Origin of the sequence: Janthinobacterium violaceinigrum (assembly GCF_009208555.1) — a bacterium.
Lineage (GTDB): Bacteria > Pseudomonadota > Gammaproteobacteria > Burkholderiales > Burkholderiaceae_D > Janthinobacterium > Janthinobacterium violaceinigrum.
Map to the genome: position 1 here is coordinate 70,271 of NZ_WFLI01000022.1, position 20,884 is coordinate 91,154.

At 66.4% G+C, this 20,884-nt stretch carries 20 protein-coding genes; 12 read left to right on the plus strand and 8 right to left on the minus strand.

Going from position 1 to position 20,884, the window contains the following annotated elements; genetic code table 11:
* Positions 1–49 precede the first annotated feature (49 nt).
* Together GCN75_RS18395 and GCN75_RS18400 are read right to left on the minus strand one after the other, a co-directional pair.
* Positions 50–2,488, minus strand: a complete 2,439-nt coding sequence (locus GCN75_RS18395; RefSeq protein ID WP_152283729.1) for a coiled-coil domain-containing protein — start codon at positions 2,486–2,488, stop codon at positions 50–52.
* Positions 2,489–2,720: 232 nt separating this feature from the next.
* The gene (locus GCN75_RS18400) at positions 2,721–3,734 is read right to left on the minus strand and encodes a serine/threonine protein kinase (protein WP_152283730.1); all 1,014 of its coding nucleotides are present in this window, start codon (positions 3,732–3,734) and stop codon (positions 2,721–2,723) included.
* A gap of 104 nt (positions 3,735–3,838) precedes the next feature.
* Here GCN75_RS18400 and GCN75_RS18405 point away from each other — a divergent pair, with 104 nt between their 5' ends.
* The 6 genes from GCN75_RS18405 to GCN75_RS18430 all read left to right on the plus strand — a co-directional run bounded on the left by GCN75_RS18405 (position 3,839) and on the right by GCN75_RS18430 (position 10,246).
* Positions 3,839–4,537 carry a UPF0149 family protein gene (locus tag GCN75_RS18405; protein ID WP_152283731.1) on the plus strand — a complete coding sequence of 233 codons (699 nt, stop codon included), beginning with the start codon at positions 3,839–3,841 and terminating at the stop codon, positions 4,535–4,537.
* A gap of 77 nt (positions 4,538–4,614) precedes the next feature.
* Positions 4,615–5,550 carry a LysR family transcriptional regulator gene (locus GCN75_RS18410; protein ID WP_152283732.1) on the plus strand — a complete coding sequence of 312 codons (936 nt, stop codon included), beginning with the start codon at positions 4,615–4,617 and terminating at the stop codon, positions 5,548–5,550.
* Positions 5,551–5,730: 180 nt separating this feature from the next.
* Positions 5,731–7,272, plus strand: coding sequence for an MFS transporter (locus GCN75_RS18415; RefSeq protein WP_319633299.1), 1,542 nt, complete (start codon positions 5,731–5,733; stop codon positions 7,270–7,272).
* Positions 7,273–7,299: 27 nt separating this feature from the next.
* The gene (locus GCN75_RS18420; protein WP_152283733.1) at positions 7,300–8,370 is read left to right on the plus strand and encodes an HlyD family secretion protein; all 1,071 of its coding nucleotides are present in this window, start codon (positions 7,300–7,302) and stop codon (positions 8,368–8,370) included.
* Positions 8,367–9,815 (plus strand): efflux transporter outer membrane subunit, encoded by a 1,449-nt coding sequence (locus GCN75_RS18425; protein WP_152283734.1) that lies wholly within the window; start codon positions 8,367–8,369, stop codon positions 9,813–9,815. Before GCN75_RS18420 ends, GCN75_RS18425 begins: the two co-directional genes overlap by 4 nt.
* Entirely contained in the window at positions 9,812–10,246 is a 435-nt protein-coding gene (locus GCN75_RS18430; RefSeq protein ID WP_193317149.1) for a hypothetical protein, read from the plus strand. The genes GCN75_RS18425 and GCN75_RS18430 overlap by 4 nt, the downstream gene beginning before the upstream one ends.
* Before the next feature lie 9 nt (positions 10,247–10,255).
* On the opposite strand, the gene GCN75_RS18435 is transcribed toward GCN75_RS18430, so the two are convergent.
* The 5 genes from GCN75_RS18435 to GCN75_RS18455 form a co-directional block, all read right to left on the minus strand.
* A complete protein-coding gene (locus tag GCN75_RS18435; protein ID WP_152283735.1) occupies positions 10,256–11,044 on the minus strand; it encodes an ATP-binding cassette domain-containing protein in 789 nt (262 codons plus the stop codon).
* Positions 11,045–11,054: 10 nt separating this feature from the next.
* Entirely contained in the window at positions 11,055–12,119 is a 1,065-nt protein-coding gene (locus tag GCN75_RS18440) for a FecCD family ABC transporter permease (RefSeq protein WP_152283736.1), read from the minus strand.
* Positions 12,116–13,042: a heme/hemin ABC transporter substrate-binding protein gene (locus GCN75_RS18445; protein ID WP_152283737.1), complete on the minus strand. Its 927-nt coding sequence runs from the start codon at positions 13,040–13,042 to the stop codon at positions 12,116–12,118. Before GCN75_RS18445 ends, GCN75_RS18440 begins: the two co-directional genes overlap by 4 nt.
* Entirely contained in the window at positions 13,030–14,121 is a 1,092-nt protein-coding gene (locus tag GCN75_RS18450) for a hemin-degrading factor (RefSeq protein WP_152283756.1), read from the minus strand. The genes GCN75_RS18445 and GCN75_RS18450 overlap by 13 nt, the downstream gene beginning before the upstream one ends.
* A gap of 220 nt (positions 14,122–14,341) precedes the next feature.
* Complete coding sequence (locus GCN75_RS18455) at positions 14,342–15,241, minus strand: DMT family transporter (RefSeq protein ID WP_152283738.1); 900 nt, start codon at positions 15,239–15,241, stop codon at positions 14,342–14,344.
* 231 nt (positions 15,242–15,472) lie between these two features.
* Here GCN75_RS18455 and gcvA point away from each other — a divergent pair, with 231 nt between their 5' ends.
* Together gcvA and GCN75_RS18465 are read left to right on the plus strand one after the other, a co-directional pair.
* A complete protein-coding gene (gene gcvA, locus GCN75_RS18460) occupies positions 15,473–16,417 on the plus strand; it encodes a transcriptional regulator GcvA (protein WP_058051030.1) in 945 nt (314 codons plus the stop codon).
* The gene (locus tag GCN75_RS18465) at positions 16,414–16,758 is read left to right on the plus strand and encodes a hypothetical protein (protein WP_152283739.1); all 345 of its coding nucleotides are present in this window, start codon (positions 16,414–16,416) and stop codon (positions 16,756–16,758) included. The genes gcvA and GCN75_RS18465 overlap by 4 nt, the downstream gene beginning before the upstream one ends.
* 138 nt (positions 16,759–16,896) lie before the next feature.
* Here GCN75_RS18465 and orn read toward each other — a convergent pair whose 3' ends face one another.
* Positions 16,897–17,481: an oligoribonuclease gene (gene orn / locus GCN75_RS18470; protein WP_193317150.1), complete on the minus strand. Its 585-nt coding sequence runs from the start codon at positions 17,479–17,481 to the stop codon at positions 16,897–16,899.
* 56 nt (positions 17,482–17,537) lie between these two features.
* On the opposite strand from orn, the gene GCN75_RS18475 reads away from it, so the two are divergent.
* The 4 genes from GCN75_RS18475 (at position 17,538) to GCN75_RS18490 (ending at position 20,798) form a co-directional block, all read left to right on the plus strand.
* Positions 17,538–18,818, plus strand: coding sequence for a M48 family metallopeptidase (locus GCN75_RS18475; protein WP_152283740.1), 1,281 nt, complete (start codon positions 17,538–17,540; stop codon positions 18,816–18,818).
* Positions 18,815–19,180: a 4a-hydroxytetrahydrobiopterin dehydratase gene (locus tag GCN75_RS18480; RefSeq protein ID WP_152283741.1), complete on the plus strand. Its 366-nt coding sequence runs from the start codon at positions 18,815–18,817 to the stop codon at positions 19,178–19,180. Before GCN75_RS18475 ends, GCN75_RS18480 begins: the two co-directional genes overlap by 4 nt.
* Complete coding sequence (gene rsgA, locus GCN75_RS18485) at positions 19,177–20,082, plus strand: ribosome small subunit-dependent GTPase A (RefSeq protein WP_152283742.1); 906 nt, start codon at positions 19,177–19,179, stop codon at positions 20,080–20,082. Before GCN75_RS18480 ends, rsgA begins: the two co-directional genes overlap by 4 nt.
* A 266-nt stretch (positions 20,083–20,348) precedes the next feature.
* Positions 20,349–20,798 carry a hypothetical protein gene (locus tag GCN75_RS18490; protein ID WP_152283743.1) on the plus strand — a complete coding sequence of 150 codons (450 nt, stop codon included), beginning with the start codon at positions 20,349–20,351 and terminating at the stop codon, positions 20,796–20,798.
* Positions 20,799–20,884: the final 86 nt, after the last annotated feature.

Below are 20,884 nucleotides of genomic sequence, written 5' to 3' on the forward strand. Positions count from 1 at the left end.
GGGTCGGATCTTAAGGTCCGACCCCGGGTGTTATCGGGTTTTCAGGCCTTCAACGCGAACGCCAAACGGCACCGGCTGATTCATTCGGCTGCGTCAAGCGCTCGATCACTTCGCGCGTCAGGCTGGCCGAGCTGACTTGTTCGGCTTTCGCGCGGGCGGCGTTCAAGGAGCTGGAAAACACCGTTTGCGGCTGCTCCAGGCTGGCGCGCAGGGCGGCCAGTTCGCGCTCCTGCTGCTGCGCGCGCTCCATCTCCAGTTCCAGCAACTGCTGCTTGGCCGCCGCCATCGCGCGCGTGGTCTCGGCAGCCTTGCGCTGCAGGGCCGCGTGGGCCTGGGCATTCGCCAGCAAGGCCTGTTGCGCGGCGAGCTTCTCGCTGGCGGCCTGCTGCGCGGCCAGTTCCAGCTGTTCGCGCTGGCGCATGGCCTCGAGCGCCTGCTGTTCCAGGGCGGCGCGCGCTTCGGCTGCCGCCGTCGCCTGCTTTTCCGCTTCCAGGCGGCCGGCAATCGCTTGCGAGGCGCGCTCTTCGGCACTGCTGGTCTGGCGCTGCTGCACCAGTTTTTGCGCGATCAGGGCCAGCGACTCGCGCTCGGCGGCGACAAAATCGCGCTCGGACGCCAGCAGCGCTTCGGCGGCTTGCGCCTTGTCTTCTTCCACGCGGGCGCGCTCGCTGTGCACCTGCCCCAGTTCCACGGCCAGGCGCGCCTGCGCCTGCACGGCTTGCGCAGCGGCCACTTTCTGCTCGCCTTCGACCAGCGCCTGGTCCATCAAGATACGGATGGCATCGGCTTCCTTTTCCGCCGCTTCCCGCAGGGCCTGTTCGGCCGCGTGCTGGCCGCGCAGCAGTTCCGCTTGCGCGCCTTCGGCCGCGATGCGTTCCTGCGCCGCGTTGAACGCCAGCGCTTCTGCTGCCAGTTTTTCTTTCAGGGCGGCGATGGCAGCCTGTTCGGCAGCCACGCGCTCCTGCTCCGCCTGCAGTACCTGCTCCGCCTGCACGGCTTTTTCCTGCGCCAGCTGCGCTGCCTGTTCCTGCGCAGCCAATGCAGCCGCGCCGGCATCGACTTCGGCCTGCTCGGCCACGTTCTGGCCGGCGGCCAGCTCGGCCGCCTGGCGCGCCAGTTCCGCGCGCTCCTGTGCCAGGCTGGCGGCGCGCTGCTGCTCTTCCAGTTCGCGCGCTGCCGCCACGGCGGCTGCCTGCTCGGCCGCTTCGCGGGCCTTCGTCTGTTCCAGTGCCGCCGTTTCCGCTTCCAGCTTGGCGTGGCCGGCGATTTCCGCATCCTGTTCGGCCGTCACGCGGGCCAGCGCCACGGCGCGCAGCTGGCGGTCCACCTCGATGCGCGCCTCGGTGGCGGCCAGGATGCGCACATCGGCATCGCGGCGCGCTTGCGCGCTGGCCACGGCGACCATTTCCAGGCGCTCGCGGTGGATGGCCGCGTCGCGCAATTCCTTTTCCGTCTGCAGGCGCAGACGCAGCGACTGCGCCGCGTGGCGTTCCGATTCCGCCTGCGCCAGGGCGATGGCTTCGCGTTCCTGTTCCAGGTGCGCCAGCGCGCGCGCTTCTTCCAGGGCGCGCACTTCGGCGGCGGCGCGGTTGAAGGCCGATTCCAGCGCGATCTGGTCGGCGCGCTCGCGCTGCACCGTCAGATCGAGCGCTTCGCTTTCCGCTTCGGCCAGCATCTGCGCCGTCTGGCGCGCGCCGTGCGCATGGCGCTCGCGCTCGCGGGCCAGCACGGCGACTCTGGCGTCGGCCGAGGCGATACCCACCATTTCTTCCTTGGCCGCCTGCACGGCGGCGACGCGCTCGACGGCCTGCAGGCGCGCCTGCTCCGTCTGCACCTGCAATTCTTCGGCGGCGCGGGCGGCCTGCTCGGCCAGTTCCGACTGCACGGCCACCTGCTCGCTGGCGCGCAAGCGGCTTTCCTGTTCGGCGCGCGCGCGCTGTTCGGCGGCCAGGCGGATTTCATTGTCCGATTCCACGCGGGCGCGCAGTTCGGCCGTTTCCTGCTTGACCGCTTCCAGGCGGGCCACGCTGGCTTGCGCGGCGGCGCGCATGGTATCGAGACGTTCGCGGTTGGCGGCAATCGCTTCTTCGGCCGCCTGCGCATTTTGCTGCGCGGCGGCGGCGGCGGCCGCGTCGATGGCGGCGCGGTCCTCGGCCAGCGAGCGCACGCGCGCCTCGGCCAGCGCGCGGCTTTCGGCGGCACACGTGGCCTTCGCTTCCGCTTCCACGCGGGCAATCGCCTCGTGGATGGCTTTCAATTCCATTTTCTGGCGTTCCGCGGCCGGTGCCCTGGCGTCGGCTTCGACTGCCGGTTCCGCTTGCGGCTGGGGCGCAGGGAGCTCGGCGGCAGCAGGCGCGGGCGCTTCGGCCTTGCGCTCCAGGTCCTTGAAATCATGCAGCGAGACGATGCTGTCCTGGTCGAACTCGTCGTCGGCCGAATAGGCGACGGTGAGGGAGGCGGCCTGGCGCTGATTTTGCTGTGCTTGCATGATTTCTCGCTTATTCGGGTGAATTCCGTTGCTTATGGGAATTTATTAACACCATTATCGAGCAGGCATGCACAAATCAGCGCGGTAAGAAGAGCCGCTTTTACCGCTCTTTTCAGGATTTGCAAGAGAGTTAAGCGTCCGAGAAAATGCTCAGGGCAAGGCGCATTGCCGAAGGCAGTACGAATAGTACGCCTAGGCAATGCAACGCCGCCATGGGCGTTTTATCGCGCGCTTAAACAGGCCACAATGGCGCTTCATCCATCAAGGCCACCTGCTCGCGCAATTCCAGGATGCGGTCCTGCCAGTAGCGCTGCGTGTTAAACCACGGGAAGGCGACGGGGAAGGCAGGGTCGTCCCAGCGGCGCGCCAGCCAGGCCGAATAATGGATCAGGCGCAGGGTGCGCAGCGCTTCGACCAGGTACAGCTGGCGCGGGTCGAAATCGCAAAAGTCTTCGTAGCCGGCCAGGATGTCGCTCATCTGGCGCACCTGGTCGCTGCGCTCGCCCGACAGCATCATCCACAGGTCCTGGATGGCCGGGCCCATGCGGCTGTCGTCGAAATCGACGAAATGGGGACCCGCGTCCGTCCACAGCACGTTGCCGCCATGGCAGTCGCCATGCGTGCGCAGCACGGCCACGTCGCCCGCGCGGTCATAGCAGCGCTTGACGCCGTCAAGCGCCTGCTGCGCCACGCTGGAATAGGCGGCCAGCAGTTCGGGCGGCAGGAAATTACCCTCCAGCAAGAATTCGCGCGGTTCCACGCCAAACGTGTGGTGGTCGAGCGCCGGACGCTCCTTGTACGCGGACAGCGCGCCGACGGCGTGGATGCGGCCGATGAAGCGCCCTATCCATTCCAGGGTGGCCGGGTCGTCCAGTTCGGGCGCCCGTCCGCCATGGCGGGGGAAGACGGCAAAGCGGAAGCCCTGGTACTGGTGCAGGGTGCTGCCGTTGATTTCCAGCGCCGGCACCACCTGGATTTCGCGCTCGACCAGTTCGGACACGAACGCGTGTTCCTCCAGGATGGCGGCGTCGCTCCAGCGTTCGGGGCGGTAGAACTTGGCCACCAGGGGCGCGCTGTCTTCGATGCCCACCTGGTAGACGCGGTTTTCATAGCTGTTGAGCGCCAGCAGACGGCCATCGCCGCGCAGCCCCACGCTGTCGAGCGCGTCGAGCACGCAATCGGGGCTCAGGGCGGAAAAGGGATGGACGGGCCGGTCGTCCGCGTGCGGCTGGTTTTCATTGTGCATAAGCGACATTGTAAGGCGCGCGCAGGCCGCCGGTGCAAACACTTCGGTGATGAAGCGCCGCAAGGCGTATACTGGCGGCTTATATTCAATACAAAGAGCAAGCCATGCAACTCGAACAGCCATTATCAGAAAAAGAATTCGACGAATTAGACCAATTCCTGTTGTCGGAGCGCTGCTCCGAAGACGCGATGACCATGGATATGCTGCACGGCTATCTGACGGCCGTCGCCATCGGCCCGGAACCGATCATGCCGGCCGAATGGTTGCCGCGCGTGTGGGGCGAAGATGCCGAAGATGCGCCGAAATTCAAGAACAGCAAGGAAGAAGAGCGCATCGTCAACCTGATCATGCGCTTCATGAACGAAGTGCTGGTGACGTTTGAAGTGGCGCCGAAGGAATTCGAAGCCCTGTTCGTCGAACACGACTACGAAGGCCAGACCCTGATCGACGCCGAAGCCTGGTGCTGGGGCTTCTGGGACGGCATGGAACTGCGTCCCGGCTCGTGGAACGAGATCTGGGATTCCGAAGTGGCCGAGCTGATGCAGCCGATCTACCTGCTGGGCGCCGACGAAATCAAGGAAGAAGAGCTGAAACTGGTGGAAGACCCGGTCAAGGCGCACAAGCTGGCGCAGGAACTGGAAGCGAACCTGCCGGCCATCCACCGTTTCTGGGTACCGCGCCGCAAGGCTCCCGTGCAGACCATGAAGCGCGAAGAGCCGAAAGTGGGCCGCAACGACGACTGCCCTTGCGGCAGCGGCAAGAAGTTCAAGAAATGCTGCGGCGCCGAGCCGGCAACCGAGTAATCCCGCAGCAGCATCCCCTCTGCGCCGGCGTCCTGCCGGCGCAGCGCTGGCGCTAGCCTCCGGGCTATAATCGCCGCATGAAACTCCCCGACCTGAACCTGCTCGTTGCCCTCGATATCCTGCTCGAGGAAGGCAGCGCCGTGGCTGCCGCGCGGCGCATGAATTTGAGCGCGCCGGCCATGAGCCGTACCCTGGCGCGCATCCGCGACGCCATCGGCGACCCCGTCTTCGTGCGCTCCGGGCGCGGCCTGGCGCCCACCCCGCGCGCGCTGGAATTGCGCGAGCAGGTGCGCGGCGTGGTGGAGCAGGCGCACGCCGTCTTCACGTCCGGCCGCGAAATCGACCTGCGCACCCTGGAGCGCACTTTCAGCCTGTGCGCCAACGACGTGTTTGTCGGCGCGTATGGCGGCAAGCTGCGCGACCTGCTGGCCAGCCATGCGCCGAACACGGTGCTGCGCTTCGTGCCCGAAGGCGACGGCGCCACGGAAAACGACGCCCTGCACTCCGGCCGCATCGACCTGTACATCAGCGCGCGGCGCGCCTTTGCGCCCGACATCAAGCTGCAGCATCTGTTTTCCACCGGCTTTGTCGGCATCGCCCGCAGCGACCACCCGATCTTCGACAGCCCCATCAACCTGGACAGCTTTACCGAATACGAACATATCAGCGTGTCGCGGCGCGGCCTGGCGCGCGGCCCCTTCGATACCGTCCTGGCCGAGCGGGGCTACATGCGCCGGGTCTCGCTGATCACGCCCAATTTTCAGTCGGCCATCTTCGCCGTCGCCGATTCGCGCCTGCTGCTGCCCCTGATGCCCACGCCCCTGCTGCCCATCGTCGAGCGCCTGGGCTTGCGCCTGCGCCAGTTCCAGCTGCCCATCCCCGTCGACAAAGTCGACGTGTTCCAGGCCTGGCATCCGCGCCTGGACCACGACCATGCGCACCGCTGGCTGCGCCGCATGATCAAGGACTTGTGCATGGGGTCGGACCCTTCCGGGTCTGACCCCGGCATTTGACTGGGGGGATGTGAACCCACCAGCCAGACAACAAGCCCAACGACAAAGACCGGGGTCAGCCCCATAGGACCCCAACCCATCATTGCGCCAGACGCAATCCAGACTTCATCAATTATCAATTTTCACAAGATTAACGGCTACCTATACTGCGTGGACTGATACTCATCCACGGAGTTCCCTGTGTCTGCTGTACCCATTTCCGGCGCCGTCCCCGCGGCCGCGCCGTCCCCGCCACCCGCGCCGCCCGTGCCGGCCGTCTTCGGCCTGCGCATGGCCACGGGCCTGGCCGGCGTGCTGCTGGCCGTGCTGGTGTCCGGCCTGAATGAAAACATCACCAAGGTCGCGCTGGCCGACATCCGCGGCGCCATGGGCATCGCGCGCGACGACGCCAGCTGGCTCGTCGCCCTGTATGCGGCCGCCTCAGTGTCGGCCATGGCGTTTGCGCCATGGTGCTCCGTCACCTTTTCGCTGCGCCGCCTGACGGCCGCCGCCATCATCGTCTGCATGGCCGCCGGCGTCCTGTGTCCGTTCGCGCCGAACCTGTCCGTGCTGGTCGTCCTGCGCGTGGTGCAGGGCGCAGCCGGCGGCGCCCTGCCGCCCATGCTGATGACGGTGGCGCTGCGCTTCCTGCCGCCCAACATCAAGCTGTATGGCCTGGGCGGCTACGCGCTGAGCGCCACTTTCGGTCCCAGCCTGGGCACGCCGCTGGCCGCCTTCTGGACCGAATACCTGGGCTGGCAATGGGCGTTCTGGCAAGTCGTCCCCGGCAGCATCGTCGCCCTGCTGATGGTGTCCTGGGGCTTGCCGCAAGACCCGCTGCGCCTGGAACGCTTGCGCCAGTTCGACTGGCGCGGCCTGCTGCTGGGCCTGCCCGCCATCAGCATGCTGGTGGTGGGATTGCTGCAGGGCGAGCGCCTGGCGTGGTTCGCTTCGCCGCTGATCTGCGTGCTGCTGGGCGGCGGCCTGCTGCTGCTCGTGCTGTTCTTCCTCAACGAATGGTCGCATCCGCTGCCGTTCTTCAAGCTGCAGCTGCTGTCGCGGCGCAACCTGAGCCACGCCCTGCTGACCCTGGGCGGCGTGCTGTTCGTGCTGCTGGCCGTGATCCTGATTCCCTCGTCCTACCTGGCGCAGGTGCACGCCTACCGCCCGTTGCAGACGGCGCCCGTGATGCTGATGGTGGCGCTGCCGCAGCTGGTCGCCCTGCCGCTGGTGGCCGCCCTGTGCAATATCCGCGCCGTCGACTGCCGCTGGGTGCTGGCCATCGGCCTGGCCTTGCTGGCCCTGTCCTGCGTGCTGGGCGCGCGCATGTCGCCGGACTGGATACGCACGCATTTCTACCTGCTGCAGGCGGTGCAGATCTTCGCGCAGCCCATGGCCGTGATCCCCTTGCTGCTGCTGGCCACCACGGGCCTGGCGCCGCAGGATGGCCCGTTTGCCTCGGCCTGGTTCAACACCATCAAGGGCATGTCGGCCGTCGTCGCCACCGGCGTGCTCGAGGCGCTGATCACGCGCCGCAACCATTTTCATTCGACGGTGCTCAGCGAACGCCTGGGCAACCTGCCCGGCGCCGTGGACGTGCCGGGCCTGGCGCAGCGCATGCATGCGCAAGTCGTCACCCTGACCTCGTCCGACCTGTACCTCACCGTGGCCGCCATCGCGCTGGCCATGATTCTGATCATCCCCATCCTGCCGACGCGCGTCTTTCCGCCGCGCGCAGCCTGATTTCCATTGTTACGAAAGAGCTTCACCATGCAAAAACCCATACTGCGCTCGCGCGCATTTCTTCTCGGCCTGGCCTTGCTGGCCTGCGCCCTCGCCTTCACTGCCTGGCGGCTGCTGTTTTCCCCCGGCGAAGAGCAAGCCACCGATGACGCCTTCGTCAGCGCCGACTACACCGTGCTCTCGCCCAAGGTGGGCGGCATCGTGCGGGAAGTGCTGGTGGCAGACAACCAGGGCGTGACGGCGGGCCAGCTGCTGGTGCGCATCGACGACCGCGACTACCAGGCGGCCGTCGCCTCGGCGCGCGCCGACGTGGCCAGCGCCGAAGCCCAGCTGGCCACGAGCCGCGCCACGGTACAGCGCCAGCAATCGGTGATCGAGCAAGCCGCCACCCTGGTCGACGCCAACCAGGCGGAAGACACACTGGCGCAGCAGGAGCTGGCCCGCTCGACGCACCTGGCCGGCCAGGGCGCGGGCAGCGTGCAAAGCGCGCAACAGGCGCAGTCGCGCTTCGATGTGAGCCGCGCGCGCCTGGCGCAAAACCGCGCCGCCCTCGTCGCCACCCGCAAGCAGACGGAAATTTTGCAGGCGCAGCAAGGCGCGGCCGAGGCGGCCCTGCTGCGCGCCCGCGCCGGCCTGCAGCGGGCCGAACTCGACCTGTCGCACACGCAGCTGCGCGCCCCCATCGACGGCACCGTGGGACGCCGCGCCGTGCGCGTCGGCGCCCTGGTGGCTCCCGGCGCCAGCCTGCTGGCCGTGGTGCCCCTGAACCGCACGTTCGTCGTGGCCAACCTGCAGGAAACCCAGCTGACCCGCGTGCGCCAGGGCCAGCGCGCCAGCATCGCCGTCGACGCCTATCCGGGCGCGCTCCTGCGCGGCACGGTGCACAGCATCGCGCCCGCCACGGGCGTCACGTTTGCCGCCATCGCGCCGGAAAACGCCACCGGCAACTTCACCAAAGTGGTGCAGCGCATCCCCGTCAGAATCGCGCTCGATCCCGGCCAGGATGGCGACAGCCGCCTGCGCGTGGGCATGTCGGCCGAAGTGCGCATCGATACGGCCATGCGCCGTCAGGACATCCAGCAGGTGAGCGCGCGATGAAAGCACTGATATTCTTCACGGCACTGGGCCTGGCCGGCTGCGCCAGCGTCGGCAGCGTCGGCAGCGATTTCCAGCGTCCGCACAACGACCTGGGACAGCAATGGCGCCAGGCGCAGCATGCCCGTTTCGCCGCCAGCGAGGATGCCGCCATCGAGCAGCGCTGGTGGGACGGCTTTGGCGACGCCACCCTGTCCTCCCTGCTGCAGCGCGCCGCCGGCGCCAACCTCGACGTGCTGGCGGCAGCCAGCCGCCTGGAACAAAGCCGCGCCGCGCGGGGTGTGGCCGGCGCCGCGCAGGGCCCGTCCCTCGGTGCAAATGGCGGTGTCAGCCGCGCGCGCAACAGCGGACAGGGCTTGAGCGACCCGTCGCGCCACAACGGCCAATCCGCCTACAGCCTGTGGCAAGGCAACCTCGATGCGGCCTGGGAGCTGGACCTGTGGGGCCGCGTGCGGCGCGAAGTGGAAGCGGCCGACGCGCGGGTCGAGGTGGCGCTGGAAACGCAGCGCGGCGTGCTGCTGGCCGTGCTGGCCGAGACGGCGCGCGACTACATCGAGCTGCGCGGCGCGCAGCAGACCCTGGCCATCACGCAGCAATTGCTGGCGACCGCCCGCCATACCCTGGACCTGACCCGCATCCGCCTGCGCGAAGGCGTGGCGACGCAGCTCGACGAGGCCGAGGCAGCGGCCCACGTGGCCACCATCGAGGCGCGCCTGCCCCCATTGCAGCAGCGCGAAGCGCGCCTGGGCAATGCCCTGTGTCTCCTGCTGGCGCTGCCGCCGCACGGCTTGCAGGCGGAACTGGCGGCCGGCATGGCCATCCCCGCCGTGACCATGCAGGTGCAGCTGGGCGTGCCGAGCGGCCTGGCCGAACGGCGTCCCGACATCCGCCGCGCCGAAGCGCAGCTGCACGCGGCCACGGCCGATGCCGGCGTGGCGCACGGCGATTTTTATCCGCGCATCACCTTGTCGGGCAGCGTCGGCCTGCAAGCGATGCAGCTGTCCGACTTCGGCTGGGACGCCAAGCGCTTCGCCTTCGGTCCCGGCTTCAGCGTGCCCCTGTTCGATGGCGGCCGCCTGCGCGGCAAGCTGCAATTGCGCGAGGCGCAGCAGCAGGAAGCGGCCATCGCCTACCGCCGGACGGTGCTGGCCGCCTGGCACGAGGTGGAAGATGCGCTCTCGGGCTACCAGGCCAACGCCCGCCGCCAGGCCAGCCTCGATGAAGCCGTCAAGCAGGGACGGCGGGCGCTGGGCAGCGCGGAACTGCAGTACCGCCAGGGCAGCACGGACCTGATCAACGTGCTGCATGTGCAAAACACGCTCTTGAACAACGAGGCGGCGCTGGTCGACAGCCGCGCCACCGCCTCGCTGTCGCTGGTCCAGGTCTACAAGGCGCTGGGCGGCGGCTGGCAGGCATTTTCAATCTCACCGCAAGGAAGCACGCCATGAAACCGCATCCCGCCCATTTTTCCATCCACGACGTCAGCGACTTTCCCATCGTGCGCTTTCGCCCTGAAACGGCCGTCACCGGCTATGCCCCGCTGTGGGAAAACGACATGGATGCCCTGCTGCGCCACGGCGAGCCGTTCGTCCTGCTGTTCGAAGAAGAGCGCAGCGAGGAAGCGCATGTGGACCGCAAGCGGCGCGGCCTGTGGCTCAAGCACAACAAGGTGGCGCTGGCCGCCATCTGCCGGGGCCTCGTATCGGTCGAGGGGGACGCGCAGAAACGCGTGCAGATGCAGGCCATGGCGGCTGGCGCCATGAAAGCGTTCGGCATCCTGCAGGAGGTGGCGGCCACGCGCGAACAAGCCGACGCCCTGATGGTGTGGCTGCTGGGCAGCGGCCAGATGGCGCGGCCGCGCGCGGCCGACGTGTGGTGAACCAGTCCGTCAGGCGGCCCTGCGGACGGCGCTTCTGGCAGGGATGACGCACACGTCGCCATCGCCGTTGATCGCCGTCGTCAGGGCGATGCCGTACAGCGCAGCGAGCGCCGGCACGGCGCCGGCACCGCTGGCGATGTCGGCGACCAGCTGGCCCGAACGCACCAGCAGCAACCGCTCGAAGCCCAGCAAGGCATGATTGATGTCGTGCAGGATGGCGATGACGGCATGGCCGCGCGCGGCGCAAAACTGCTGCAGGCTGTCGAGCAAATCGAACTGCAGGCCGGGATCGAGCGCCGCCAGCGGTTCGTCGACGAGGATCAAGCCGTTTTCCACGTCCCACATCTGCGCGAAGATGCGCGCCAGCTGTACCCTCGCCTGCTCGCCGCCGGACAGGGTGTCCAGGCGCCGGCCCAGCAAATGCGTGGCGTGCGCCAGGGCGGCCGCGTCCTGCACGATCTGCCCCAGCAGCGGGTCGACCAGGCGCGCCACCCGCCCCAGGCCGATCACCAGCTCGCACTGCAATCCGAAGGCAACGTTCGAACCTTGCGGCAGGACGGCGCGGCGCAGGGCCAGTTCGGCCAGCGGCCACTGCGCCAGCGGCCGGCCCGCAAACGCCACCTGGCCCGCCTGCGGATGCAGTTCGCGCGCCATCAGTTTGAGCAGGGTCGACTTGCCCGCCCCGCTGGGGCCGAGGATGGCGACGCGCTCGCCCGGCGCCACCTGCACGTTGAAGGGACCGAAATACTGCTGGCCCAGCTGCATGGTGGCAAAGGAAAGTTCCAGTATCGGCGTCATGTGCATCCTTTCAGGCGCTGCCGTGGCGGAAACGGCGCAACAGCATCAGGAAAAATGGCCCGCCCAGCAAGGCCGTGAAAATGCCGACGGGGACTTCTGCGGGAATGGCCACCGTGCGGGCCAGGGTGTCGGCCAACAGCAGCAGCAAGCCCCCCATCAGCATGGACAGGGGCAGCACGCGGCGCTGGTCCGCCCCCAGCCAGGTACGCACCAGGTGGGGCGCGATCAGGCCGATGAAGCCGATGCCGCCGCACCAGGCGACGGCAAAACCCGTCAGCACGGCCACCAGCACGATCACCTGCGTGCGCAAGCGGCCCACGTCGATGCCCACGTGCAGCGCCTGCGCCTCGCCCAGCGCCAGCGCGTTCAATGAGCGCATCAGGAAACGCGTGGCCCACAGCGCCCCGGCCAGCACCAGCAGCAAGGCCGCCACCTGGCGCCAGCTGCCGGCCGACAGCGAGCCCAGGGTCCAGAAAGTCAGGGTGCGCAACTGGTCGTCGCTGGCCAGGTAGATGCACAAGCCCATGGCGGCCACCGTGATGGCATTGAGCGCCACGCCCGTCAGCAGCAGGCCGACGATGGAACCGGGCGTGGCCCAGCGGGCCACCCGGTCGAGCAGCACGCAGATAAGCATGGCGCCCGCGAACGCGGCGGCCGGCAGCAGCCATACGCGCAGCTCGGGCGCCACGTGCAGGCTGGCGGCAAAGACGATGGTGGCCGCGCCCGCGCAGGCGGCGCCGCTGCTCACGCCCAGCAGGCCAGGATCGGCCAGCGGATTGCGGAACAGTCCCTGCGTCAGGCCGCCGGCCAGCGCCAGCGCGGCGCCGATCAGCGTCGCAAACAGGGCGCGCGGCAGACGGATATGCCACAGCACATACGCGCCGCCGGACAGCGACTCGCCGCCAGCCTGCAGGGGCGCCAGCCAGTCGGCCAGGGTCACGGGCACGGCGCCCGCCTGCACGGCAACGAGCAAGCCGGCGGCCAGCGCCGCGGCCAGCAGCCCGGGAGCGCCCCAGCGCCGGACATGCCAGGACATGCGCCAGGACACAGCCGGCGTCATCGCGCGCACGTTCATGCGGCCATGGCTTGCGCGAACGCGGCATCGAGTTCGGCCAGCGCCTGCGGCATGCGCGGGCCAAAGCCCAGCAGCAGCATGGCTTCCTGCGACACGATGCGGTGCTTGCGCCCGGCCGGCGTCTGCGCCAACCCTGGCAATTTGAGGATGCCGTCCACGCCGCCCGACGCCTTCAAGCCCTGGTCCGTGACGAGCACGATGTCGGGCCGCGCGGCGATCACGGCTTCCGGCGTGAGCGGCTTGTAGCCGGCGAAGCCGCCCTGCCCGCCCATCACGTTGACGGCGCCCGCATACGCGAGCATGGCGTCGGCGCCCGTCTCGCGCCCGCCCACCATCACCTGGTTCGGCGCATGGGCGAGGATGAACAGCACGCGCACGGGCGCATGCTGGCGCTGCCGGACCTTGGCCAGGGCGCCGCTCCACTGCTGCTGCAGGCTGTGCGCCAGGCGCGCGGCGGGTTCCACGCGGTCCGTGATCCGGCCCACCTGTTTCACGCGGTCGAGCAAGCCTTCGAACTTGTTATCGGCATTGAGTACCGCTACCGGCACGCCCGCGTCGCGCACCTGGCGCAGCACCGTTTGCGGCCCCGCCTCCTCGGTGGCGATCAGCTGCGTGGGCGCCAGCGACAGCACGCCCTCGGCCGACAGGGTGCGCGCATAGCCCACCTGCGGCAGCTTCTGCGCCGTGGCCGGATACAGCGACGTCGTATCGACGCCCACCAGCTCGCCCTGCGCGTCGAGCGCATAGACGATTTCCGTCAGGGCCCCGCCCACGCTGACGATGCGCCGCGCTTTCACCAGCGGCTTGCCAGCGTCGCTGACGGCGGCCAGCACCTGCATCGGCGCGGCCAGGGCCAGCGCTCCCGCACCCATTTTCTTCAGCGCGATGCGGCGCGCCACGCTGGCGGCGATCATGCGGCGCATAATTCGCCCTCCTGCAGCACGCGCTCGACGACGTTGCGCCATTCGCACAGTTCATGCACGCCCGGCTTGCGTTCGCCGAAGAACATGACGATGGTGTCGCCCTTGGCGTCGAACAGTTCCACGGACGTCACCAGGCCATCGACCGTGGGCTTCTTCACCACCCAGGCGCTGGCGATATGGTCTTCGCGCAAATGCAGGTTGAAGCGCTGGTCGAGGACATTGATCCACGGCCCCATCACGGCGATCTTGTGCACGGGTCCCGAATGGATCTGGATCATGCCGGCATTGCCGACGAAGGCCATGATGGCCACCTTTTCAAGCGCGGCGCTATTGAGCAGGTCGAGCACGCAGGATTTGTCGAGCTGCTGCACGAAGCGCGCTTCGGCCAGGCGCAGGCCCTGCAGGCGCGACACCGAGTACTTTTTCAGCACGGTGAAAAATTCATGCGTGTCGCGCAAGTCGGCCCAGGCGGCGCGAAAGCCGGCCACGTCGATCTGCGCGTCGGGCAATTCCGCCGGCGGGGCCGCCGGCGCCGTCACGGCAATGCCGGCCGCCTGGTCCGCGTCGGCAAAACGCGCCACCAGCGCGTCGTACGCCGCCAGGTCGCTGTGCGGTTTGAGAAAAATCTTGTGCACGGCGTGGCCGGCCGCATCGAAAAATTGCAGGCTGCGCTGCACCTCGTGTTCGCCCATCTCGCGCACGGCAAAGCCATGCGCCCAGTGGCGGTAAAACACGCGCAAGTCGATATCGCCGCCCAGCACCAGGCCGATATGGTTGTTGTGGCTGGTCTTGCGGTAGACGCCCGTCTTTTCATGCACGCACGAGGCGTTGCGCGTCAGCGCCATGACTTCGCCCAGCGGTTCCAGGGCGGCAATGATGGCGGGCCAGTCGGCCTGCAGGCGCTCGGCGCCCAGCAAGGCGCCGTCGGCCAGCGACAGGCCCGCATGCGCGGCAATCAGCTCGCCCTCGGAAATGGCCAGCTCCTCGGCGATGTCGCGGTGGCGGGCTTTTTTCTCGCGGCGCAGGCGGGCAAATTCGCTGGCGACCAGCTCGGTATTGCAAATGGGGAACGTGCTCAACACGGTGTCTCCTTTCAAGGCGAACACTGGCTGGCATGGGCTGGCTGGTGGTGGGGAAATCTTGAAATCAATTATAAATGAGAATCATTCGCAATCAAGACTTATTTGCGTGCGCGTGCCACGGCATGGGGCGAGGCGAAAAAAAAGCGCCACGACAGGAAACCCGTCGCGGCGCCAAAGGAGACCGATCGATACAGCCGATCAGTTCAGGAAAACAGGATCAGGCACTGGCCTGCACGGCCGGCATGGCCGCCGGCTTGGGCGCGGGACGCTGCGCCAGCAGGACCACGGCCGTCAGCACCATGGCGCCGCCCAGCAATTGCGTGCCGCTGACGGACTCTTTCAGCAAGGTCACGCCGAAGGCCATCGTGATGACGGGTTCGAACGTGGAAATGATGGACGCCTTGGCCGCGCCGATCTGCGCCACGCCGGCAAAGAAGGCGGCGATCGCGATGGCCGTCGAGAACAAAGCGATGGCGCTGACGGCCAGCCAGCCCGTCGCCGTGCCCGGCAGAGACACGCCTTGCCACAAGGCAATCGCGCTATTCGACAGGCCGGCCGTGCCCAGGATCACCACGCAGGCGGCCAATGGGTGAATATTCTCGCGGCTTTTCGACAGGCTGTTGCCAAACAGGATGTACACGGCGTACACGCCGGCCGCCATCAAGGCCAGGGCGATGCCGATGGGCTGGCCCTGCAGCTTGCCGCCCAGGGTGGTGGCCATGCCGGCGATGGCCAGCGCCAGCAGCACCAGCATGCGCCGGTCCAGCTTTTCCCAGCCCATCGCCAGCGCCAGGATGGTCACCAGCACGGGGTACACATACAGCAGCATGCCGCACAGGCCGCTGCTGGCATACATGAGCGCATTGAAATAGCCTTGCGACTGGGCCGTGTACATCAGTCCCATCAGCATGTAGCCGGCCAGCAGGCGGCCGCGCGGCAAGCGCCAGCCGCCCAGCCACACGAGCGGCAGCAGCAGCATGGCGGCGATAACGAAACGCAAGGCCAGCATGGTCGACGGGTTGACCCCGGACGCATATGCCGCCTTGGCAAACACTGCGGAGCTGCCGAAACCGGCGGCCGACAGCAACACCAGCGCAACGGCGCGGCGATCAGACATGACTAAACCTCTTAGAATACGCCTGGGCAAACCTGCTGCGCGTCGTGCAGTGATTTTCCAGGCGTTGTAAATATAAATGCCCGGCAAGGCCGGGAGATGTTCATGCGTGAATCCTGTTGCGGGTCGCTTCACGCATAGCCGGCATCATATTCGCTTGCGCAAAATGAAACAAACCAATATTCTTCACGGATAGGCCGAATATTACTGAGGCTCAATCTCTTGAAGAGTGCCATGTCACGTCCCTTGCCACCGCTCGCCGCCCTGCACGCCTTCGAGGCGGCCGCCCGCCATGAAGGCTTCCAGCGCGCGGGCGAAGAATTGCACGTCTCGGCCGGCGCCATCGGCCACCATGTGAAACAGCTGGAAGCGTGGCTGGGCATCGTGCTGTTCCAGCGCCTGCCGCGCGGCGTGGTGCTCACCAATGCGGGCCAGCGCTATGCGGCGTCGCTGGGCCCCATCCTCAACCAGCTGGCCGACGTGTCCGAGCAGGCGCGGCGCCAAGGCGATGACAAGGTGGTCACGGTGACGGCCACCAGCTCGCTCGTCTCGCGCTGGCTGATGCCGCGCCTGGGCCGCCTGCGCGACCGCTATCCGCAGATCGAACTGCGCGTGCTGGCATCCATGCACCCGGTCGACCTGGCGCGCGACGGCGTGGACGTGGCCATCCGCCTGGGGCCGGGCCGCTATCCGGGATTAAAAGTGGATTTATTGATGGAAGAATGGTTTTCCGCCGTCTGCAGCCCCGATTTCCGCGCCAACGCGGCCAGCCTGCGCCAGCCCGCCGACCTGCTGCGCTATCCGCTACTGCACGACGAGCCGGAAGTGCACCTGCCCGGCGAAATCGATTGGACGCGCTGGCTGCACAGCTGCGGCGTGCATTACAGCGGCAATAGCGGCAACAGCGGCGCGCGCTTCTCGCACACGTATCTGTGCCTCGATGCGGCCGCCAGCGGCCAGGGCGTGGCCATTGCCGCCAGCCCCCTGATCGGCGACGATTTGCGCTCGGGCCGCCTGGTGCGCGTGTTCGAACACGCCGTGCGCGGCCCCCACTGCTATTACCTGCTGCGTTCGCCCCAGGCGGAAACGCGGCCCCTCGTGCACGCATTCTGCGAATGGCTGATCGCCGAGGCGCGCGCCGACCAGGAAACCGTCTGGCCCACCGTGGAGACCGCATGACAAGCAAGGAATTGGCGCGCAGCGCGCATCACGTCGTCACGCACGACTACGAACATGCCAGGGTGACGGCGGCCGATGGCCGGCAAGCCAGCGTGGGCGAATTCTATGGCGACCCGGCCGTGGCCCTGATCGACGCGCAAGAAAAATGGTGCGCCGTGGCGGGCGAGGGATTGGTACTGTGCCGGCTGGAGCAGCCGTTCGGGCAGTGCACGGCGTACTTCCGCGAACCCGGAGCAACCGTGTGGATCACGGACTTGCGGCAAACGGGAGCGTTTGCGCTGGAGTGGCAAGGCGAGGATGGCGCTTGGTCCACCCTCGATTTTGACTTTGATACGATGTAACAGAACCTTCGCGACGCCTCACAAAACCGTAGCGAGCGGAAGGGAGAGGTGGCTAAGAAGCGCAACCGTACGAAAGTACGGTGAGCATCGCAGGCCGCCTATACCGACGCGCAGTAGGTTTTGTGAGGCGTTTTCAACTTACAGCTTGATGAAGTGCTCGCGGTAGTACTTCAGCTCTTCGATCGATTCCAGGATATCGGCCAGGGCCGTGTGCTTCTGGTGTTTCTTGAAGCCGGTGGCGATTTCCGGCTTCCAGCGCTTGCACAGCTCTTTCAATGTCGATACATCAACATTGCGATAGTGGAAGAACGCTTCCAGCTTCGGCATGCCGCGCACCATGAAGCGGCGGTCCTGACCGATGGTGTTGCCGCACATGGGCGACTTGCCAGCCGGCACATATTTCTTCAGGAACGCGATCAGTTCCGCTTCCGCCTGCGCTTCCGTGACGGTCGACGCTTTCACCTTGTCGATCAGGCCGGAGCGGCCGTGCGTGCCCTTGTTCCAGGCATCCATCTTGTTCAGCGTTTCATCCGATTGATGAATCACGAACACGGGGCCTTCGGCCAGCAGGTTCAGGTGCATGTCCGTTACCACTACCGCCACCTCGATGATGCGGTCGGTATCGGGCTCCAGGCCCGTCATTTCCATGTCGACCCAGACCAGGTTCATCTCATTTGGACGTGGCAGGACGGCGGGTGCGGCTAAATCGGTCGCTTGTGACATAATTCTCTCTTGGCCTAATCAAACTAAATAATCAGCCATTTTCTCACAGGCACAGAATGTATTCACTCGCGTTTTCGATTTTGTTTGTATCCGTCCTCGTTTTGACCCTGGCCGTGCGCTTCTGGCTCGCTTCGCGGCAAATCCGCCACGTGCTGGCGCACCGCGCCGCCGTGCCCGCCGAATTCGCGGAAAAGATCCCGCTGGCCGCGCACCAGAAAGCGGCCGACTACACGGTGGCCAAGACCAAGTTCGGCTTGCTGTCCCTGCTGATCAACTCTGCCGTGCTGATCGGCTTTACCTTGCTGGGCGGCCTGCAATGGCTGGCGCTGCACCTGAATGAATGGATGGGCTCTGGCTCGCCCATGCTGTACCAGATCGGCCTGATCGCCGCCTTTGCCGTCATTTCCGGCCTGATCGACCTGCCCTTCGATTACTACCGCCAATTCGTGCTGGAGCAGCGCTTCGGCTTCAACACCATGGCGCGCAAGCTGTTCTTTACGGACATGCTCAAGGGCGTGGGCCTGGGCGCGGCCATCGGCCTGCCCCTGATCTGGGTCGTGCTGACCCTGATGGCCAAGTCGGGCGACCTGTGGTGGCTGTACGCGTGGTTCGTCTGGAGCGGCTTCCAGCTGCTGATGATGGTACTGTTCCCAACCGTCATCGCCCCGCTGTTCAACAAATTCACGCCGCTGGCCGACGAAGCGCTGAAAAGCCGCATCGAAGGCTTGATGCAGCGCGTGGGCTTTGCCTCGAAAGGCCTGTTCGTCATGGACGGCTCGAAGCGCAGCGCCCACGGCAATGCGTATTTCTCGGGCTTTGGCGCCAACAAGCGCATCGTTTTCTTCGACACCCTGCTGTCGCGCCTGGCGCCGCAGGAAATCGAAGCCGTGCTCGCGCATGAACTGGGCCACTTCAAGCTCAAGCACATCGTCAAGCGCATCGCCATGATGTTCGCCGTCTCACTGGGCTTTCTGGCCCTGCTGGGCTACCTGAAGACGCAGCCGTGGTTTTACGGTGGCCTGGGCATCGATCCCGTCGCCCTGGCACTCACGGGCCAGCCGACGGATGCGCTGGCCCTGCTGCTGTTCATGCTGGTGCTGCCCGTCTTCACCTTCCTGCTGGGACCATTGACCTCGCTCAGCTCGCGCAAGCATGAATTCGAAGCCGACGCCTTTGCCGCCACGCACACGCAGGCGGACGACCTCGTTTCGGCGCTCGTGAAAATGTACGAGGACAATGCCTCGACCCTGACGCCCGACCCGCTGCACTCGGCCTTCTATGACTCGCATCCGCCGGCCAGCGTGCGCATCCGCCACCTGAAAGGGGCTTCCGCATGAATACGCCATCGACCTCGCAAGACCTGGCCCGGCTGAACTGCGCTCCGCGCCAGCAGGCGCTGGGCGACACGGACGTCGCCACCCTGCACGCCCTGCTGCCGCTATGGACGGTGCAAAATGGCAAGCTGTGCCGCGACTTCGGCTTCAAGAATTACTACCAGACCCTGGCGTTCGTGAACGCCCTGGCCTATATGACCCATACCCAAGATCACCATCCGGAGCTCATCATTACTTACAAAACCTGCGCCGTGCGCTACGACACGCACTCGGTCAACCAGGGCGCCGGCGGCCTGTCCGAAAACGACTTCATCTGCGCCGCCAAGGCCGACCTCATCTACCAGAGCAGCCAGGTGACCCCATGAGCGAAGGCAAGTTGACGGGCATCATCATCGCCGCCCATGGCCGCCATTACCTGGCCGACGTGGACGGCGCCAAGCTGCAATGCGTCACGCGCGGCAAGAAAACCAATGTGGCCGTGGGCGACATCGTACACCTGACGCGCACTTCCAACGACCAGGCCGTCATCGACCGCATCGAGGAACGCAAGACCCTGCTATACCGCTCGGACCAGTACAAATCGAAGCTGCTGGCGGCCAACCTGACGCAACTGTTCATCGTCGTGGCCACGGAGCCGGGCTTTGCCGACGACCTGATTTCGCGTTCGCTGGTGGCGGCCGACGCGGCCGGCATCGAGGCGCGCATCATCCTCAACAAGACGGACGTGACGGCCTCGCTGGACAGGGCCCGCGAACGCCTGCTGCCGTATTCCTCGATGGGCTATCCCGTCGATGAAGTGTCGGCACGCGCCGAACCGGAACACGCCGTGGCCACCCTGGCGCCGTTGCTGGCGGGCCAGTCGTCCATCCTCATCGGCCAGTCGGGCATGGGCAAGTCGTCGCTGATCAACCTGCTGGTGCCGGACGCCGACATCGCCGTGCGCGAAATCTCGGCCGCGCTCGACACGGGCAAGCACACGACGACGTTTACGCGCCTGTACAAGCTCGACGAACTGGGCGCGAACAGTTCCATCATCGATTCGCCCGGCTTCCAGGAATTCGGCCTGTACCACCTGTCCGAAGGCATGCTGGAGCGGGCCTTCCGCGAATTCCAGCCCTACCTGGGCGGCTGCAAGTTCTACAATTGCCGCCACCTGATCGAGCCCCAGTGCGCCATCCTGCAAGCCTTGTCTGAAGGCAAGATCGCCAAGATGCGCCATACCCTGTACGGCCAGCTGCTGCACGAATCGGCGCAAACCCTGTATTAAGCGCCCGCCGCAACGCAAAAATAGCGACAGAAAACGTGGGCCGGCAAAATTTAATTTTGCCGTCGAGTTCGCTTTCCATGTTTAATCCCAAAACTGTTCATCCGCCGTTTTATGCATTTCAGCGCGTAAAACCGGCCTTCCATCGCCTGCCGCTGGCGATGCAAGGCCGCGTTTGTTAACTTGACACCAGTCCCTGCCGGAAACCTGCCAGCGACCACACGATCTAACTCCAATCAATCCAGCCATCCTGATCGAAGGTGAATGTCATGCATACCAAACGCGTCCTCCCCCTCCTCGCCGCCCTCTTCGCCCTGGCCGGCGGCACCGCCCAGGCCCAGACGGCCATTGCCCCGCAAAGCACCGACAGCGTGCGCGTCACCTCGGGCGCCGCCTATCACGTCACGGCCCAGGAAGCCTTTGCCATCGAACAGCAATACCGCCTGTCAAACGGGCAACGCCTGGAAATCCACCAGCAGGAAAACCATTTCTTTGGCCGCCTGATCGATGACCGCGAATGGCAAAAAAAGGCCAGCGTGCAAATCTATCCCACCGGTCCCGGCCAGTTTGTCAGCAAAAAGGGCGCGACCTTCGTCTTCAGCAACGATGGCGAGCGCGAGCATGTGACGATCGATGACGCCCAGCTCCTGCCCGGCTTGCATGTGAGCACCGACATGCGCAGCGCCAGCAACGGCGGCATCCGCGTGGTGTCGCGCTAGGCGCCTGGCCCCCCATCGAACGCCGAGGGCAAATCGCCCCCGCCGGTGCCGCCATGCACGATGAATAATTCTGGCTGGCTCACTGA